Genomic DNA, 18,681 nt, shown 5'->3' on the forward strand with positions numbered 1-18,681 from the left:
GTGGGGTAGGTATGCGCATACGCGCACTGGTCGCCATCGTTGGGCTGCTGCTGACAACGGTGACCGTTGACGCTCTAGCCGTCACTCAAGTAAAGAGCGTGCGCCTGTGGCGCGCGCCAGACAACACGCGGCTGGTCTTCGACCTGTCTGGCCCCGTGCAGCACAGCGTCTTTACCTTGAGCGCGCCTGATCGCCTGGTTATCGACATCAATGGCGCGACCTTGGCCGCGCCATTGAACGTGGCCACCTCCAACACGCCGATCAGCAGCGTGCGTTCGGCCCAGCGCACGCCAACCGACCTGCGCGTGGTAGTCGACCTGAAAAAGTCGGTTACCCCGAAAAGCTTTACCTTGGCGCCCAATGCCCAGTATGGCAATCGCTTGGTGGTGGACCTCTACGACCAGGAAGCGGACGCCATCGCGGCCACTGCGCCGCCGCCAGCACCCGTCTCGGTACAAACGCCTGCGACCACGCCTGCAGTGCCGGTGAGTCCGGCCCAGCCTGCCATCAAGCTGCCGCCAGTGCCGAGCGGCAAGCGTGAAATCGTCGTTGCCATCGACGCCGGTCACGGCGGCGAAGACCCTGGGGCGTCAGGCTCGCGCGGCCAGCATGAAAAAGACATCGTGCTGCAGATCGCCAAAGAGTTGCAGCGCCAGATCAATAGCGAAAGGGGCTTCCGTGCCGAACTGACCCGCACCGGCGATTATTTCATCCCGCTGCGCAAACGCACGGAAATCGCCCGCAAGAAAGGCGCCGACCTTTTCATCTCGATTCACGCTGATGCCGCACCGTCCCGGGCCGCCTTTGGCGCCTCGGTGTTTGCGCTGTCCGACCGCGGTGCCACCTCCGAGACCGCGCGCTGGCTGGCCGATACGGAAAACCGTTCCGACCTGATCGGTGGTGCCGGTAACGTCAGCCTCGACGACAAGGACCGCATGCTGGCCGGTGTGCTGCTCGACCTGTCGATGACTGCCACGCTCAGTTCCAGCCTCAATGTTGGGCAGAAGGTGCTGGGCAACATGGCTCGCGTCACCTCGCTGCACAAGCAACGTGTGGAGCAGGCGGGTTTTATGGTGCTGAAATCGCCTGATATTCCGTCGATCCTGGTGGAAACCGGGTTTATCTCGAACAACAATGAAGCCGCCAAGCTGGCCACCGCCAGCCATCAACAGGCCCTGGCGCGTTCGATATACACCGGTGTGCGCCAGTATTTCCAGCAAAACCCGCCCCCTGGCACCTACATCGCCTGGCTGCGCGACACCGGCAAGATAGCCGCTGGCCCGCGTGAACATACGGTGCTCCCAGGCGAGACCCTGGCGATGCTCGCTGTGCGCTACCAGGTCAGTGTGGCCAGCCTGCGCAGCACCAACAGCCTCAAGACCGACGAGTTGAAGGTTGGCCAACGCCTCGACGTACCTGCTACCACATTGGCTTCGCAATGAGTGGCGGTTCGCGCATTGAGCTGCTCAGCCCGCGGCTGGCCAACCAGATTGCCGCCGGCGAGGTAGTCGAGCGGCCGGCTTCGGTGGCCAAGGAGCTGCTGGAAAACAGCTTGGATTCCGGCGCCCGGCGCATCGACGTGGAAGTGGAGCAAGGCGGCGTCAAGCTGTTGAAGGTGCGGGACGATGGCAGCGGTATTTCCGCTGACGACCTGCCGCTGGCCCTGGCCCGTCACGCCACCAGCAAGATCCGTGAGCTGGAAGACCTCGAAGGTGTAATGAGCCTGGGCTTCCGGGGCGAGGCGCTGGCGTCGATCAGCTCGGTGGCCCGTTTGACCATGACTTCGCGAACTGCCAGTGCCACCGAGGCTTGGCAAGTGGAAACCGAAGGCCGCGACATGACCCCGCGGGTGCAGCCGGCTGCGCACCCGGTGGGTACTTCGGTGGAAGTGCGCGACCTGTTCTTCAATACCCCGGCCCGGCGCAAGTTCCTCAAAGCCGAGAAAACCGAATTCGATCACCTGCAGGAAGTCATCCGCCGGCTGGCGCTGGCACGTTTCGACGTCGGCTTCCATCTGCGCCACAACGGCAAGAGCATCCTCAGCCTGCACGAGGCCCATGATGAAACCGCCCGCGCGCGGCGAGTGGGTGCCATCTGCGGCCCGGGCTTCATGGAGCAGGCGCTGCCGATCGACGTCGAGCGTAACGGCCTGCGCCTGTGGGGCTGGGTGGGTCTGCCGACCTTCTCGCGCAGCCAGGCAGACCTGCAGTACTTCTTCGTCAATGGCCGCGCGGTGCGCGACAAGCTGGTCGCCCACGCTGTGCGCCAGGCCTACCGTGACGTGCTGTTCAATGGTCGGCACCCGACATTCGTGCTGTTCCTTGAGCTGGAGCCCAATGGCGTCGACGTCAATGTGCACCCGACCAAGCACGAAGTGCGCTTCCGTGAGGGGCGCTCGGTGCACGATTTCCTGTATGGCACCCTGCACCGTGCGCTGGCCGATGTGCGTCCGGAAGACCAGTTGGCTGCGCCTGCCGCTGTATCCGAGATGATCCGCCCCACTGGCCAGCAGGCCGGTGAGTTCGGCCCCCAAGGCGAAATGCGCCTGGCCTCGCCAGTGCTGGAACGGCCCCAGACGCCGCAGCATGCAATCTCCAATGGCGGCAGTGGCGCCGGTTACCAGTATCAATACACCCCACGCCCGTCGCAGCCGTTGCCGGCCGCCGAGGCCCAGGCGGTGTATCGCGAGTTTTACAAACCGCTGGAAGACGGTGCGGCACCGGTAACGGCGCTGCCCGAAAGCCAGGGTGACATTCCCCCGCTGGGCTACGCACTGGCGCAGCTCAAGGGTATCTACATCCTGGCCGAGAACGCCGTTGGCCTGGTGCTGGTAGACATGCATGCTGCCCACGAGCGCATCATGTACGAGCGCCTCAAGGTGGCCATGGCCAGTGAAGGCCTTAGCGGCCAGCCGCTGCTGGTGCCTGAAACCCTGGCCCTGAGCCAGCGTGAAGCGGATTGCGCCGAAGAGCATGCGCAGTGGTTCCAGCGCCTGGGTTTTGAACTGCAGCGCCTCGGCCCCGAGACCCTGGCAATACGCCAGATCCCGGCTTTGCTCAAGCAGGCCGAGGCCAACCGCCTGGTTCAGGATGTGCTCGCCGACCTGATGGAGTACGGCACCAGCGACCGTATTCAGGCACACCTCAATGAACTGCTCGGCACCATGGCCTGCCACGGCGCCGTGCGCGCCAACCGGCGCCTGGCCATTCCCGAAATGAATGCCCTGCTGCGCGACATGGAAAACACCGAGCGCAGTGGCCAGTGCAACCATGGCCGTCCCACCTGGACCCAGATGGGCCTGGACGATCTGGACAAACTTTTCCTGCGCGGTCGATGAAATGAGCGGCAAGCCCCCTGCAATATTCCTGATGGGCCCGACGGCGGCCGGCAAGACCGACCTTGCTATCGAGCTGACCAAAGTGCTGCCGTGCGAGCTGATCAGTGTCGACTCGGCGCTGGTCTACCGCGGCATGGACATCGGTTCGGCCAAGCCGTCGAAAGAAATACTGGCTGCCCACCCGCACCGGCTGATCGACATTCGCGACCCGGCCGAGAGCTATTCGGCCGCGCAATTTCGCGCCGATGCCCTGGAGGCCATGGCCGACATCACTGCGCGGGGCAAGGTCCCGTTGCTGGTGGGCGGCACCATGCTCTACTACAAGGCGTTGATCGATGGCCTGGCCGACATGCCGGCAGCCGATGCTGCGGTGCGCGCCGACCTGGAAGCCCAGGCCCAGGCGCTGGGGCTGGCCGAACTGCACCGCCAGTTGGCCGAGATCGACCCGGAATCGGCGGCGCGGATTCACCCCAACGACCCGCAGCGGTTGATCCGCGCGCTGGAAGTGTACCGGGTGAGCGGCGAGAGCATGACGGCTCATCGCCAGCGTCAATTCGCGGAAAGTAGCGGCGCAGACGCAGGCGCTGGCGGACATTTGCCCTATACTGTCGCGAGTTTGGCGATTGCTCCTACAGATCGTCACATTTTGCATCAGCGAATTGCGTTACGATTTTCGCAGATGCTGGAACAGGGCTTCGTTGACGAGGTCCGATCGCTGCGAGCCAGAAGTGACTTGCACGCCGGGCTGCCGTCTATACGGGCAGTGGGGTATCGCCAGGTCTGGGATTATCTGGATGGCACGCTAAATGAGAATGAGATGCGAGAACGCGGTATCATCGCTACCCGGCAGCTGGCCAAGCGGCAGTTCACCTGGTTGCGTGGCTGGCCTGATGTGCACTGGCTTGACAGCATGGCCTGCGACAATCTGTCCCGCACCTTGAAATACCTTGGGGCCATCTCCATATTGAGCTGAGTCCCTGCTGATTGCCGTCTATTCTTGCGAAGGGGCGGCCTAATTTATCGATTTTCTTGATTTTCTATTATTTATCCTTACAGGAGTGCGGCATATGTCAAAAGGGCATTCGCTACAAGACCCTTACTTGAACACCTTGAGAAAAGAAAAGGTTCCGGTATCCATCTATCTGGTCAACGGCATCAAACTGCAGGGCTCGATCGAATCGTTCGATCAGTTCGTGGTTCTGCTGAAGAACACCGTCAGCCAGATGGTCTACAAACACGCCATTTCGACAGTGGTTCCGGCCCGTCCGGTCCGCCTGCCAAGCCCGACCGACGGCGAGCACGGCGACAGCGAGCCAGGCAACGCCTGATAGGAGCCTGCATTGTTCTTTGAGCGCCACGGTGGTGGTGAGCGGGCGTTGCTCGTTCACTTGGAAGGTCAGAACCCTGAGGCGCGCGAAGACCCGCAGGAGTTTCAGGAACTGGCATTGTCGGCCGGTGCCGACATTGTTTCGCTGGTCACGGTGTCAAGGCATCAGCCTTCCGCCAAATACCTGATTGGCAGTGGCAAGGTCGAAGAGCTGCACGACCTGGTCCATGCCGAACAGGTAGACCTGGTGATTTTCAACCATACCCTCACGCCCAGTCAGGAGCGCAACCTTGAACGAGTGTTCGAGTGTCGTGTGCTCGACCGTACCGGGCTGATCCTCGATATTTTCGCCCAACGGGCGCGTACCCATGAAGGCAAGCTGCAGGTCGAACTGGCCCAGCTTGATCACATGAGCACGCGGCTGGTGCGCGGCTGGACTCACCTTGAGCGACAAAAAGGTGGTATCGGCCTGCGTGGCCCGGGTGAAACACAGCTGGAAACCGACCGCCGCCTGCTGCGCGTACGCATTCGCCAGATCAAGTCACGCCTGGAAAAAGTACGTAGCCAGCGTGAACAGGCGCGTCGCGGGCGCAAGCGCGCGGATATTCCTTCAGTTTCGCTGGTGGGCTACACCAACGCCGGCAAATCCACGCTGTTCAACGCCCTGACCGAATCCGAGGTGTACGCCGCGGACCAGCTGTTCGCCACCCTCGACCCGACCCTGCGCCGGCTCGAGCTCAACGACCTGGGGCCGATCGTGCTGGCCGACACCGTCGGCTTCATTCGCCATCTGCCGCACAAGCTGGTCGAGGCATTTCGGGCTACGCTCGAAGAGTCGAGCAACTCCGACCTGCTGGTGCATGTGATCGACGCCCATGAGCCTGAGCGCATGGAACAGATCGAGCAGGTACTGGCCGTGTTGGGCGAGATTGGCGCTGAAGGCTTGCCGATCCTCGAGGTGTATAACAAACTCGACCTGCTCGAAGATGTCGAGCCGCAGATCCAGCGTAATGCCGATGGCAAGCCGGAGCGGGTCTGGGTATCGGCACGCGATGGGCGTGGCCTGGAGCTGGTTGGCCAGGCGATTGCCGAGTTGCTGGGGAATGATCTGTTTGTCGGTACCTTGTGCCTGGAGCAGCGTTTTGCCCGTTTGCGCGCGCAATTCTTTGCTTTGGGTGCAGTGCGCAGTGAAGAGCATGATGAAGAAGGGCGTAGCCTGCTGAGCGTGCGACTGCCCATGGTCGAATTGAATCGCCTGGTCAGCCGCGAAGGCATGGAGCCGCAAGTGTTTGTCGAGCAACACACTTTGCAATAAATGCCCGTCGAGGTCGCCGGGCAGCAGTGACAGGCATTCTGTAGCATTGGACGGCGCGCCGTGGGCGCGTCTTTGCTTTATCAGATGGAGAGCGCTATGGCTTGGAACGAGCCGGGTGGCAACTCGAACAATCAGGATCCCTGGGGCGGCCGCCGTGGTGGCGGTGGCGGTGGTGGTGACAAGAAAGGTCCGCCGGATCTGGACGAGGCCTTCCGCAAACTGCAGGACAGCCTGAACGGCATGTTCGGCGGTAACAAGAAACGTGGCGGCGGTGACCGCAATGTCGGCAAGGGCGGTGGCCTTGGCCTGCTGGGCATTGGCCTGGCGGTGCTGGCTGCCATCTGGCTGTACAGTGCCGTGTACGTGGTCGACGAGCAGGAGCAGGCCGTGGTGCTGCGCTTCGGCAAGTACCATGAGACGGTCGGTCCCGGCCTGAACATCTACTTCCCGCCGATTGATCGCAAGTACATGGAAAACGTCACGCGTGAGCGTGCCTACACCAAACAGGGCCAGATGCTGACCGAAGACGAGAACATCGTCGAGGTGCCGCTGACCGTCCAGTACAAGATCAGCAACCTGCAGGACTTCGTGCTTAACGTCGACCAGCCTGAGGTGAGCCTGCAGCACGCGACCGACAGTGCCCTGCGCCATGTGGTGGGTTCCACCTCGATGGACCAGGTGCTGACTGAAGGCCGTGAGCAAATGGCCGTGGATATCCGCGAACGCCTGCAGCGCTTCCTCGACAACTACCGTACCGGTATCACCGTTACCCAGGTCAACGTACAGAGCGCGGCAGCCCCGCGTGAAGTGCAGGAAGCCTTCGACGACGTGATCCGTGCCCGCGAAGACGAGCAGCGTGCCCGCAACCAGGCCGAGTCCTACGCCAATGGCGTGGTGCCGGAAGCCCGTGGTCAGGCCCAGCGCATCATCGAGGACGCCAACGGTTACCGCGACGAAGTCATCGCCCGGGCCAAGGGTGAGGCCGACCGCTTCACCAAGCTGGTTACCGAGTACCACAAGGCACCTGACGTGACCCGTCAGCGTCTGTACCTGGAGACCATGCAAGAGGTCTACAGCAATTCGAGCAAGGTCATGGTGGCAACCAAGGACGGGCAGAACAACCTGCTCTACCTGCCGCTGGACAAGATGGTCGAAGGCAGCCGCAACCCGGCCGCGCCAACCTCCGGCGTGTCGCCATCGGTCAACGATGCGGCCGCCCGTGCGGCGCAGGACCTGCAACAGCAACAGCCGGTGCGTACTAGGGAGAGCCGCTGATGAGCAATAGATCGCTGATCGCCCTGATCGCCGCCGTCGTTCTGGGCATCGTCGCCTGGAACAGCTTCTACATCGTGTCCCAGACAGAGCGTGCGGTACTGCTGCGCTTCGGTAAGGTGGTCCAGGCGGATGTTCAGCCAGGCCTGCACGTGAAGATTCCGTACGTGAACCAGGTGCGCAAGTTCGACGCCCGCCTCATGACCCTCGACGCCCCGACCCAGCGGTTCCTGACCCTGGAGAAGAAAGCGGTGATGGTCGACGCCTACGCCAAGTGGCGCGTCAAGGATGCCGAGCGCTTCTACACCGCCACGTCGGGCATGAAGCAGATCGCCGACGAGCGCCTGTCGCGTCGTCTGGAAAGCGGCCTGCGTGACCAGTTCGGTAAACGTACCCTGCACGAGGTGGTTTCCGGTGAACGTGACGCACTGATGGCTGACATCACTGCATCGCTGAACCGCATGGCCAGCAAGGAGCTGGGTATCGAGGTGGTCGACGTGCGCGTCAAGGCCATCGACCTGCCGAAGGAAGTCAACCGCAGCGTGTTCGACCGCATGAGCACCGAGCGTGAGCGTGAAGCCCGCGAGCACCGTGCCAAGGGTAACGAACTGGCTGAAGGTATTCGTGCCGATGCCGACCGTCAGCGACGTGTGCTGCTGGCCGAAGCTTATCGCGAAGCAGAAGAAACCCGCGGTGACGGCGACGCCCAGGCGGCCGCCATCTATGCCAAGGCCTACAGCCAGGACGCTGATTTCTATGCGTTCCACCGTAGCCTGCAGGCATACCGCGAGAGCTTCTCGAGCAAAAGCGACGTGTTGGTCCTGGACCCGAAGAACGAGTTCTTCCGCTACCTGGACAAGAGCAAGCCGTGATGCTCAGGCCCTGATTTTCATGCAGCGGCGCCCCGCCTGGCAGCTAAAACACCAGGCGGGGTGCATCCTGAATGAAAAGGGGTGTATGATGAGGCAGCCGGGAAATTTCCCGGCTTTTTTGCGTCTGAAAGGTTGATTGGCAAAGCGCCAGTTGACGGTTTGGTCAGCTCGCAAGGCAATTTGAGGGTGTCGGGTACGGTGGCTGCGCTGGGATCAGTGCTGCCCGCTGCTGTGCGCGATACCGGCTTTACTGACGGCTCGCCTGCTGGCAAGTCGCCCGGACCAGAGGGGAAATGGCGTAATGGCAACGGTAGACCGCTGGCTGCTGCCAGATGGCATCGAGGAAGTACTGCCACCTGAGGCTGCGCGCATCGAGATCGCGCGCCGCCAGGTGTTGGACCTGTTCCAGAGTTGGGGTTACGAGCTGGTCGTCACTCCGCATATCGAGTACCTGGAGTCGCTGTTGACCGGCGCCGGCCAGGACCTGGATCAGCGCACCTTCAAGGTAGTGGACCCACAGTCCGGCCGCCTGATGGGCTTCCGCGCCGACTTCACCCCGCAGGTGGCGCGTATCGACGCACACACCCTGCGCCGTGAAGGCCCGAGCCGCCTGTGCTACGCCGGCAGCGTGCTGCACGCCCAGCCGCGTGCGCTGTCCACCTCGCGCAGCCCGATCCAGTTGGGCGCCGAGCTGTATGGCGATGCCAGCCCGACGAGCGACGTGGAAGTCATCAGCCTGATGCTGGCCACGCTGCAACTGGCTGATGTGCCGGACGTACACATGGACCTGGGCCACGTCGGTATCTACCGCGGCCTGGCCCGTGCTGCCGGCCTGTCCGGTGCGGTCGAGCAGCAGCTGTTCGACGCCCTGCAGCGCAAGGCCGTCGATGAAGTGCAGGCGCTGACTGCCGACCTGCCGAAGGACCTGGGCAACATGCTGCGCGCACTGGTCGAGCTGTGCGGTGGCCGTGAAGTGCTGGCCGAAGCTCGCGTGCGCCTGGGCCGTGCCCCGGCCGGCGTGCTGGCGGCGCTGGACGACCTGCTGTCGATCGCCGATCGCCTGGCGTCGCGCTACCCGGACCTGCCGCTGTACTTCGACCTCGGCGAGCTGCGCGGCTACAACTATCACACCGGCGTGGTGTTCGCCGTGTTCGTGCCGGGCGAGGGTCAATCGATCGCCCAGGGCGGGCGCTACGACGACATCGGCGCCGACTTTGGCCGGGCACGGCCGGCCACCGGTTTCTCCACGGATTTGAAGACCCTGGTCACACTGGGGCGAGCGGAGGTCGTATTGCCAACGGGCGGCATCTGGATGCCGGACAGTGGCGACGCGGCCCTCTGGCAGCAAGTCTGCCAGTTGCGCAACGAGGGCCAGCGTGTGGTCCAGGCCCTGCCTGGCCAGCCGTTGAGTGCTGCTCTCGAGGCGGATTGTGATCGGCAATTGATTCAGCAAGACGGGCGCTGGCAGGTTCTGCCGCTGGCCCAGTGAGTTTCTGCGTCGGCAACAGGCCGGCAACCAAGTTTGCGTGAATGAGGACCAATGTAATGGGTAAGAATGTCGTCGTCCTGGGCACCCAATGGGGTGATGAGGGCAAAGGCAAGATCGTCGATCTGCTGACCGAACATGCTGCCGCCGTAGTGCGCTACCAGGGTGGCCACAATGCGGGTCATACTCTGGTGATCAACGGTGAAAAGACCGTTCTGCACCTGATTCCGTCCGGCATCCTGCGTGAAGGCGTACAGTGCCTGATCGGCAACGGCGTGGTCGTTGCTCCGGACGCCCTGATGCGCGAAATCACCAAGCTGGAAGAGAAGGGCGTACCGGTGCGCGAGCGCCTGCGCATCTCCCCGGCTGCGCCGCTGATCCTGTCGTACCACGTGGCCCTGGACCAGGCCCGTGAAAAAGCCCGTGGCGAAGCCAAGATCGGCACCACCGGCCGTGGTATCGGCCCAGCCTACGAAGACAAAGTTGCCCGCCGTGGCCTGCGTATCGGTGATCTGTTCCACCGTGAGCGTTTTGCCGCCAAGCTCGGTGAGCTGCTGGACTACCACAACTTCCAGCTGGTGAACTACTACAAAGAGCCGGCCATCGACTTCCAGCAGACGCTGGACGAATGCATGGAATACGCCGAACTGCTCAAGCCGATGATGCTCGACGTCACTGCCGAGCTGCACAACCTGCGTCGTGCTGGCAAGGACATCATGTTCGAAGGCGCCCAGGGTTCGTTGCTGGACATCGACCACGGTACCTACCCGTACGTCACCAGCTCCAACACCACCGCTGGTGGCATCTCCACCGGTTCCGGTGTTGGCCCGATGTACCTGGACTACATCCTGGGTATCACCAAGGCTTACACCACTCGCGTTGGTTCCGGTCCGTTCCCGACCGAACTGTTCGACGAAACCGGCGCTGGCCTGGCCAAGCGTGGTCACGAGTTCGGCTCCACCACTGGCCGTGCCCGCCGTTGCGGCTGGTTCGATGCCGTCATCCTGCGTCGCGCCATCGACGTCAACAGCATCTCGGGCATCTGCCTGACCAAGCTGGACGTGCTGGACGGCATGGAAACCATCAACATCTGTGTCGGTTACAAGGACGCAAACGGCGCCGTCAATGATGCCCCGTCCGACGCCGACAGCTACATCGGCCTGGAGCCGGTGTACGAAACGATGCCAGGCTGGAGCGAGTCGACCGTGGGCGCCAAGTCCCTGGAAGCCCTGCCAGAAGCTGCTCGCGCTTACATCAAGCGCATCGAAGAGCTGGTTGGCGCGCCGATCGATATCATCTCCACCGGCCCGGACCGCAACGAGACCATCGTGCTGCGTCACCCGTTCGCCTGATCTGCCCTCCAGGCTGATCTGACGCCGTGGCCCTGAAAGGGGCTGCGGCGTTTTTGTTTATGGATTAATCCTGTGCCGGCCTCTTCGCGGGCTTGCCCGCTCCCACAGGACCTCCACAGGTTTCAGAATATGTGCAATTCCTGTGGGAGCGGGCGAGCCCGCGAAGAGGCCGGTACAGGAAAGCCCATTGCTAGACCTTGGCGCATTTGCCTGCTGCCCCCGGCACAACCCTTGCTGTAAGAAGTTTCTGTAGATGCCATCAAAATAGTGGCGCCAGAAAACACGAGGGTTACACCGTGTCTGCCATCCTCTCACTGTTACGAAGCCGCCTTTTGCGGCCTGTGTTTGTTGCCCTTGGTATCGCTCTTTTGGTGCAGGTGCTGGTTGCCGTTGCGCTCACTCGAAGCACGGTCACTGCCTTGGAAGCCGACCTTGGCGAACGTCTGGGTAACGACAGCCGGCAGTTGGCCAGCGACCTGGAGCAGGCCGGGCAGGATGTACGCTCGGGTCTCGACGGCCTGTCCAGCAGCACCCGCCAGCGCCTGAGCGCCGGGTTGTCGGAGCGCCTGCAAAGCGAACAGCAGCAACTGCGCAACACCTTGGAAAAGAACCTCAAGGACTCCGCCAACGACATGGCCGAGCTGCTGGCTTCAGTCGCCCCGAGGGCGATCTGGGACAACGACGTGCCGGTGCTCTCGGACTTTGCCCGGCGTGCCCAGCGCAACCCCAACGTGCTGTTCGTGATCTACGACGACGCCCAGGGCCAGCACCTGACCCGCTACCTGAACCGGCAAAACCCGATCAATCAGGCGCTGATCGAGAAGGGCCAGGGTGAGCGAGCGCTGGACAAGGTGCTCGAAGCTGCGCGCCGCGATCCGTCGGTGTATTTCGTCGAAGCCTCGATCAACCCCAATGGTGCCGAGATCGGCAAAGTCCTGATGGGTGTTTCCACCGCCGGTGTTGATCAGGAGCTCAAGGCCCTGGATCAACGCTTTGCGGCACTGATCGCCAGTGGTGAACAACTGGTTGGTGACAGCCTGGTCGGCGCTGCTGCCGACAGTGGCAAGACCCTGCGCGAACGCCTGGAGAAGGCCCAAGGCAGTGCTGCCGCAATGCAGGCCAATACCGCTCAGACCGTGCGCGAAGCCGCCGCCGAGCTGCGCTGGCGCATCGGTCTGGGTCTGGTGCTCGTTGGCGTGGGCGTGCTGCTGGTGGTGGCGCTGGTGCTTGGTCGTCGCGTGTTGAGCAAGCTGCGTTTGCTGATTGGCGCCCTGAACGATCTGGCGGCCGGTGAAGGTGACCTTACCAAGCGCGTGCCGCTCGACAGCCGCGATGAAATTGGTGATATGGCATCGGCGGTGAACCGCTTTGTCGACAAGCTGCAACCGATCGTGCGCGAGGCGGGGGAAGTGGCGCAGCGCACCGGCGTGGAAATTGGCGCGATGGCTCAGCGCAACGCCGGTGCCGACGCTGCTGCTGCGCTGCAGCGCGATGAAGTGGCGGCCAGCCTGCGCGACCTTTCGAGCATGGCCGACGAAGCCCAGGCCGAAAGCCATGCGATGCAGGCGGCGTTGCAGCAAGTCGTGGATATCCGCCAGGCCACGGATGAAAACAGCCGCACGTCTACCCAGCTGGCCGGTTTGATCGAAAACCTGGCTGGCCAAGTGGATGCTGGCTCTCAGGTGATCGAGCGCCTGGCCAAGCAGAGCGAGCAGATCGAAGTGGTGCTGACGGTGATCCACGGCATTGCCGAGCAGACCAACCTGCTGGCGCTGAACGCGGCCATCGAAGCTGCCCGGGCAGGTGAGACCGGGCGCGGGTTTGCCGTGGTGGCCGATGAGGTGCGGGCGCTGGCGAGCAAGACGCAAAGCTCAACGGGTGATATCCAGTCGCACATCGCGGCGCTGCAGAAGGGTGCCAAGGAGGCCGTGGCCACCATTAGCCAGGCCGGGCTCAAGGCCAGTGAAGGCTTGTTGGTACTACGTGACAACGAGCGCCGGCAGCAGTCTGTGCAGGCGGCGGTGGAGCAGGTGCATGCGGCCATCGGCCTGGCCACCCGAGCGGCTGAGCAGCAGGCGAATGGTGCCCAGGCGGTGCGGGGGCGGGTAGAGACCATCCATGCCCAGGCTGAGCGCTCGGCTGAAGTGGTGATGCAGACTACGGCCAGCAGCAAGGTATTGGATGAGCTGGCGGCACAACTGAGGGCCAGCCTGGGGCAGTTCAGGGCTTGAGTTGGGGGCTTGGGGGTGTTCGACCTGTCTTTTCCTGTGCCTGTGAGATCGAGCGCCGCCCGCGCGGCGCTTCGCGGGGCAAGCCCGCTCCCACATTTGTTGCAACGTGGCCATGCCTGTTAAAGAGGCGGCGCTCGCCTTGGTGCATGCCTCTAGACAGGTAGGGCGGCGCTAGCGCCAGCCAAGAGGTCAAGTCAAGCCAACAAGGTGGACAACCATGGCCTGACAGTTTTGGCACGTTGCAACAAATGTGGGAGCGGGCTTGCCCCGCGAAGCGCCGCGCGGGCGGCGCTCGATATACGCGTCGGCAAAGCACTCACGGCGTACCCATCACGCCTTGTTCAGATACATCCGCGTAGTCAGCAGATAAACCGGCAGCCCCGACACCACGATCAGCAACGCCGCATAAGGCGCCGCCGCCGCGAATTCGACGTTGGCTGTATGCGCCCAGACCTCGGTGGCGAGGGTGGTCATCCCGGTCGGGCTCAGCAGCAGGGTAGCCGTCAGCTCTTTCATGGCATCCAGGAACACCAGCGCAAAAGCCGCAGCCATCGCGGGGAAGATGATCGGCAGGGTGACCCGGCAGAACGCAGCAAAGCTGCTCGCACCCAGCGTACGCGCAGCTTCCTCCAGCGTCGGCGAGGCCTTGTTCAGCGCGGTGCGTACCGGCGACTGCGCCAGAGGCAGGAACAGCAGCGCATAGGCCAGCAGCAGCAAGGCCGTGGTCTGATACAGCGCCGGCACGTAGTGCAGGGCGAAAAATACCAGAGTGAGCGCGATTACCAGGCCGGGCAGGGCGTGCAGCAGGTACGGCAGGCGCTCGGCCCAGATCGCCAGGCGACCCTTGTAACGCACCACCAGGAAGCTGATCGGCAGTGCCAGCAGCACGCAGAAGCCGGCACCGCCCAGCGACACCGACAACGAGGTGAACAGCGCTTTGGAGATGGCGGCCACCGGAAACGCTGCCGATGAACCCACGCTCAACCAGTAGCCGAGCATGGCCAGCGGGATGCCGCTACCCAGCACCGCCAGCCCTACGCAGAACAGCTGCGCCAGCGGCGCCCAGCCACGCAGCCGCACCGGTTGCGCGCGGCGTGCCACGCCTTGGCCGATGCGCACATGGCGGGCCTTGCCGCGTACGCGTAGTTCCAGCCACAACATCACCAGGCACATCGCCAGCAATACCGCAGACAGCATGGCCGCATTGGCATTGCTGAACTCCAGTTCAAACTGCTGGTAGATGGCCGTGGTGAAGGTCTGCAGGCCGAGGATCGACAGCGCGCCGAACTCCACCAGCATATGCAGGGCAATCAGCAGCGCACCACCGAGCATTGACGGCCAAAGCAGCGGCAGGGTGACTTTGGTGAACACGCTCCAGCGGCTGCAACCCAGGGTGCGCGCCGACTCCTCCAGCGAGGTGTCGACGTTACGCAGGGTCGCCGCCACCGGCAGGAACACCAGCGGGTATTTGGACAAGGCCATGACCAGGATCGCCCCGCCGAGGCCTTCGAAGTCCGAACTCAGCGACACCCAGGTGAAGCTGCTGACGAACGATGGTACGGCGAACGGCAGGCACAACACCACGCCCCACAGCCGGCGGCCTGCCAGGTTGCTGCGCTCCAGCAGCCAGGCCAGCGCCAGGCCGACCACCATGCAGGTCAGCGTCACCCCGACCATCAGCATCAGGGTGTTGCGCATCAGCCCCCAGACAAACGGGCGCCACAGCAGGTGCAGGGCTTCGCGCCAGCCGGCTTCCCAGGCTTTGATGGCGACATAAGCCAGTGGCAGCAGGCTCATCGCCACCAGGAACAGCACAGGCAGCACTACCCAGATGGAGGGGCGCTTGCGGCGCGGTACGAAACGTACCGGCGCCGGCTCGGACAGGGCGGCAGTCATCAGAGCAGGCCGACCTCGCGCTCAAGCTGGATGGCTTCCTCGGCGTTACCCAGGTCGGCCGGCGAGATGTTCGGCGGGCGCAGTTCGTTGAACGGCTTCAGGCCACGGTCAGAAACCATGCCCTTGTGCAGCGGGTACTCGGCAGTGGTCTGCGTGATCACGCGCTGGCCTTCTTCACTGGCCATCCAGTTGAGCAGGGCCTGGGCTTCTTTCGGGTGCTTGCTGGCCTTGACCACGGCTGCGCCCGAGATGGTTACCAGGTTGCCGGCATCGCCGTCCGCCAGGTAATAGAGTTTGGTGTCCAGTTTGCCGCGTTCGCGTTCAAGCGCGTACCAGTAGTAGTTGTTGACCAGCACCGCAGCCACTTCGCCTTTTTCAACGGCTTTGAGGGCGACCATGTTGTTGGTGTAGGTCTTGCCGAAGGCTTTCAGGCCGGTCAGCCATTCTTCGGTGGCCTCACGACCGTGCATTTTCAGAATGGCCACGGCCTGCTCCTGAAACGCACCACTGGTGGGTACGTAACCGACGCGGCCTTCCCACTCAGGGTTGGCGAAGTCCATCACTGTGGTTGGCAGGTCTTTTTCGTCGACCTTCTTCGGGTTGTACACCACGATGCGTGTACGGGCCGTGATACCCATCCAGGTACCGTTGGCGCCTACGTACTCCTTGGGCATCATGTTCGCGGTGGCGTCGTCGATCTTCGCCAGCAGGCCCAGCTCGCCCAGGTTGTTCAGGGGCGGGGATTCTTCGGTGTAGATGATGTCGGCGGGCGAGCGGTCGCCTTCCTCGATGATCTGGCTGGCCAGCTGGTTGCTGCTGCCCTTGCGGATATCGATGTGAATACCGGTCTTGGCCTCGTAGGCCTTGGCGATGGCTTCGCCGATTTCCTTGTGCTGACCGTTGTACATGGTCAGGTTGACGGGTGCGTCTGCCATGGCGGCCGGAGCGCCGATGACCAGACTCAGCACGGCGGCGGCCAGGGTGCGCATCAGCGGTTGCGGGCGGATCGTCATGCGGGTACTTCCTCGCTTACGGCTACATATTTGGAAACAATGGTAAACGAAATCGTTTCTCAGGTGGCCGGGTGACGAGAAATTCATGAGCAGACTATCGGCTGCATCGGCTGCATTGGCTTCATGGCTCGCCTTTACCCGTAACGGAGACCAAGCCGACGTCCTCGGCCAGCAATGCCTGTGTACCGGCGGCGATACCCCTGCGAACCCGCCAGGCCAACAGCAGGGCCAGAAGCAGGCCCGCGCTAAGGCAGGCGAGCATGCCATGCTGGCCAAGCCGATCAAGCAGCAAGCCAGCGCCCACCGGGGCGGCCAAGCGTGTAACGACAAACAGGCTCGACTGCAGACCGTAGTCGCTGGCATTTTGCCGGCGCCGGCTGAAGAACAGGGTCAAGCCGAACATCAGTGCCGATACCGCGCCCATGCTTGCTGCCAGGCACAGCACACTGGCAGCCAGCCAGCCCGGGCCCAGGCGCAGCCACACGCTGATTGTGAGCAGCAGCATGGCCAGCAGCGCGGCCAGCAGATACAAGACGATTGCCCGAGCAGTGCCAAGCACGCGAGCCAGGCGGCCGCCAAGCAGGCTGAACACGGCACCGGTTGTGCCGCCTGCGATACCCACCAGCCAGGCCACGTCTTCCATGGGCATACCTTGGTCGAGCATCAGGGGTTTGAGGTATAGCCAGGCCGCACCAATAAACGGAAAGGCGCTCAGCAACAGCCAGCTCCATTGGGCGGCGCCAGGCTGACTAAAAAAGCTAAACCAGTCGGCGACCAAGCCTGTCCGGCTTTGATGCTCGGCTTCGTTTGGCTGTGCCCGTCGGCGCAGCGCCCACAGCGGCAGTGCTCCGACCGCCAGAGCCGTCCCCATGATCAGGAAAGGTGCCTGCCAACCCAGCCTGGCCTGCACCAGCAACATGGCGCCGCCGCCGATGATCGCGCCAAGGAACAGGGCTGCCGAGCGAATGCTGCCGGCCCGCAGTTGTTCACTTCGCGGCAGCCATTGCACCGCCAAGGCGTTGAGCGGGATGTCCATCCAGGTGGCGATGATGCTGATGGCAAAGGTCATGGCGAACAGCGGCAAGCGTTGCTCAATCAGGTTCTGCCGGCCGATCAGCCAGTACAGCACCAGTAGCACGGCGCCCAGCAGTAGCATCCAGTGCACCATGTGCCCTTTGCCCAGGCGTACCCGCTGCACGGGCACGGCCATCAGGAACTTGAACACTGCCGGCAGCCCGGCCAGTTGGAACAGGCCGATTTCGGTGCCGCTCCAGCCATACTGGCGCATCACCAGTGGCATGCCGAACATCAGGTAGATGCTGGGCACTGCCAGCGCCAGGTTGAGCCAGCCGAACAGCAATTGCAGGCCGGCATTACGGGTTGCATTCATGAGTTCACACCAGAGGTCTGCGAGCGATGACCGCGTTCACCGGGGTTACCGGAAAGCGTAGGCCGTTAAGTTGTTGCACCGCGTTCCAGCCTGCGTCCTGGAGCATGCGCGCCAGTTCGCCTTCGGCCAGGATGTGGCGGCCTTGCAGGCGCATGTGCAGGTAGTAGGGCAGTACGTGTGCAGCGTCCTGGCGCGCGCGCGGCACTTCGGCCTGGCAACACACCAGCAGGCCGCCGGGGCGCAAGGCGCTGTGCAGGCGTTGTAGGGTGGCGGGGAGGTCGTTGACGAAGTGCAGCACCGAGGAGCACCAGATCAGGTCGTAGCCGCTGCCGATGTCGTCTTCGTTGAGGTCGCCGCCAACGGCTTGCAGGCGTTGGTCAAGGCAGGCGCTGCGAATGTTGCCACGCGCCACTTCGGCGGCCTCGGGATATTCGAAAACTACCCCCTGCAAGGCTGGCAGCCGCTGGGCCAGGGCAATGGCGACCAGGCCGGGGCCACCGCCCAGGTCGAGCATTCGTTTCAGTTGCGGGTACTCCGGCAAGCCCTCCAGCAGTGCGCAGGCTACCTCGCAGGTGACCGCGCGCTGCTCTTGGGCAATTTGTACCCGTGCGGCATTGGCCCAGCCTTTGGCCAAGGCGGCCGGGGCAACGGGTAATTGCGGTAGGCCATTGCGTAGGTAGTCGCCAAGCTGGCTGCCAGTATGGCGCAGCACTTTGTGACGAAACAGCAGGGCATCGCCGCAGTAGCCAGCGGCGTCAGCGCGCAGGTGTAGGTCGGCCAGCGGCAGGTTGCGGTAGCGCGGCGGCTGTTGCCCGTCGTGCTCCAGCAGGCCCAGGCTCCACAACAGTTCAAGCAAGTAACCCGTGGTGCCCGGGTCGAGGGCGAGGGTGGCGGCCAGCGGCTGCGCAGCGGTGAATGTGCTGAGGTGGTCGAACACGCCGCATTCCAGCGCTACCTGCAAGGCATCGGCGCCCAGCCCGTTCAACTGCAGGTCCCAGCAGGCCTGCAAGGGGTGAGGGCTACTCAAGGCTTGATGATGGGGACTGGCAAGTTTTGCACGTTGAGGCACGGTAACTCCCTGTACTTGACCACCTTGGTGAAGCGAAACAAGGCATGGCCGAATCACTGAAAAAGGTGATATATACTAAATGAGAATCATTCACGCCAAGTATGCGAGCCGGAGCCGTTTC

At 63.1% G+C, this 18,681-nt stretch carries 14 protein-coding genes; 10 read left to right on the forward strand and 4 right to left on the reverse strand.

Translation table 11 applies throughout. The annotated features are described in order from the left end of the window. Positions 1 to 11: 11 nt before the first annotated feature. The 10 genes from P0Y58_04790 (at position 12) to P0Y58_04835 (ending at position 13,192) form a co-directional block, all read left to right on the forward strand. Positions 12 to 1,442 carry an N-acetylmuramoyl-L-alanine amidase gene (locus P0Y58_04790; protein ID WEK31519.1) on the forward strand — a complete coding sequence of 477 codons (1,431 nt, stop codon included), beginning with the start codon at positions 12 to 14 and terminating at the stop codon, positions 1,440 to 1,442. Beyond that, positions 1,439 to 3,337 carry a DNA mismatch repair endonuclease MutL gene (gene mutL / locus P0Y58_04795; protein WEK31520.1) on the forward strand — a complete coding sequence of 633 codons (1,899 nt, stop codon included), beginning with the start codon at positions 1,439 to 1,441 and terminating at the stop codon, positions 3,335 to 3,337. The genes P0Y58_04790 and mutL overlap by 4 nt, the downstream gene beginning before the upstream one ends. 1 nt (position 3,338) lies before the next feature. After that, entirely contained in the window at positions 3,339 to 4,310 is a 972-nt protein-coding gene (gene miaA, locus P0Y58_04800; GenBank protein ID WEK31521.1) for a tRNA (adenosine(37)-N6)-dimethylallyltransferase MiaA, read from the forward strand. A 94-nt stretch (positions 4,311 to 4,404) separates the two neighbouring features. Then, entirely contained in the window at positions 4,405 to 4,665 is a 261-nt protein-coding gene (hfq, locus tag P0Y58_04805) for an RNA chaperone Hfq (protein WEK31522.1), read from the forward strand. A 12-nt stretch (positions 4,666 to 4,677) separates the two neighbouring features. Next, positions 4,678 to 5,979, forward strand: a complete 1,302-nt coding sequence (gene hflX / locus P0Y58_04810; protein WEK31523.1) for a GTPase HflX — start codon at positions 4,678 to 4,680, stop codon at positions 5,977 to 5,979. Between the two features lie 96 nt (positions 5,980 to 6,075). Then, entirely contained in the window at positions 6,076 to 7,254 is a 1,179-nt protein-coding gene (gene hflK, locus P0Y58_04815) for an FtsH protease activity modulator HflK (GenBank protein ID WEK31524.1), read from the forward strand. Beyond that, the gene (hflC, locus tag P0Y58_04820; protein ID WEK31525.1) at positions 7,254 to 8,123 is read left to right on the forward strand and encodes a protease modulator HflC; all 870 of its coding nucleotides are present in this window, start codon (positions 7,254 to 7,256) and stop codon (positions 8,121 to 8,123) included. The genes hflK and hflC overlap by 1 nt, the downstream gene beginning before the upstream one ends. Positions 8,124 to 8,424: 301 nt before the next feature. Further along, positions 8,425 to 9,612: an ATP phosphoribosyltransferase regulatory subunit gene (locus P0Y58_04825; protein ID WEK31526.1), complete on the forward strand. Its 1,188-nt coding sequence runs from the start codon at positions 8,425 to 8,427 to the stop codon at positions 9,610 to 9,612. A 56-nt stretch (positions 9,613 to 9,668) separates the two neighbouring features. Further along, a complete protein-coding gene (locus tag P0Y58_04830) occupies positions 9,669 to 10,961 on the forward strand; it encodes an adenylosuccinate synthase (GenBank protein ID WEK31527.1) in 1,293 nt (430 codons plus the stop codon). A gap of 296 nt (positions 10,962 to 11,257) precedes the next feature. Continuing rightward, entirely contained in the window at positions 11,258 to 13,192 is a 1,935-nt protein-coding gene (locus P0Y58_04835; GenBank protein WEK31528.1) for a methyl-accepting chemotaxis protein, read from the forward strand. A gap of 330 nt (positions 13,193 to 13,522) precedes the next feature. Here P0Y58_04835 and P0Y58_04840 read toward each other — a convergent pair whose 3' ends face one another. From P0Y58_04840 to P0Y58_04855, 4 genes are all read right to left on the reverse strand, one after another. Next, entirely contained in the window at positions 13,523 to 15,088 is a 1,566-nt protein-coding gene (locus tag P0Y58_04840) for an iron ABC transporter permease (protein WEK31529.1), read from the reverse strand. Beyond that, the gene (locus P0Y58_04845; GenBank protein ID WEK31530.1) at positions 15,088 to 16,101 is read right to left on the reverse strand and encodes an extracellular solute-binding protein; all 1,014 of its coding nucleotides are present in this window, start codon (positions 16,099 to 16,101) and stop codon (positions 15,088 to 15,090) included. Before P0Y58_04845 ends, P0Y58_04840 begins: the two co-directional genes overlap by 1 nt. Before the next feature lie 121 nt (positions 16,102 to 16,222). Continuing rightward, positions 16,223 to 17,491 carry an MFS transporter gene (locus P0Y58_04850; protein WEK31531.1) on the reverse strand — a complete coding sequence of 423 codons (1,269 nt, stop codon included), beginning with the start codon at positions 17,489 to 17,491 and terminating at the stop codon, positions 16,223 to 16,225. A 4-nt stretch (positions 17,492 to 17,495) separates the two neighbouring features. Then, the gene (locus tag P0Y58_04855; protein WEK31532.1) at positions 17,496 to 18,518 is read right to left on the reverse strand and encodes a class I SAM-dependent methyltransferase; all 1,023 of its coding nucleotides are present in this window, start codon (positions 18,516 to 18,518) and stop codon (positions 17,496 to 17,498) included. Positions 18,519 to 18,681: the final 163 nt, after the last annotated feature.

Origin of the sequence: Candidatus Pseudomonas phytovorans (assembly GCA_029202525.1) — a bacterium.
GTDB classification, from domain to species: domain Bacteria; phylum Pseudomonadota; class Gammaproteobacteria; order Pseudomonadales; family Pseudomonadaceae; genus Aquipseudomonas; species Aquipseudomonas phytovorans.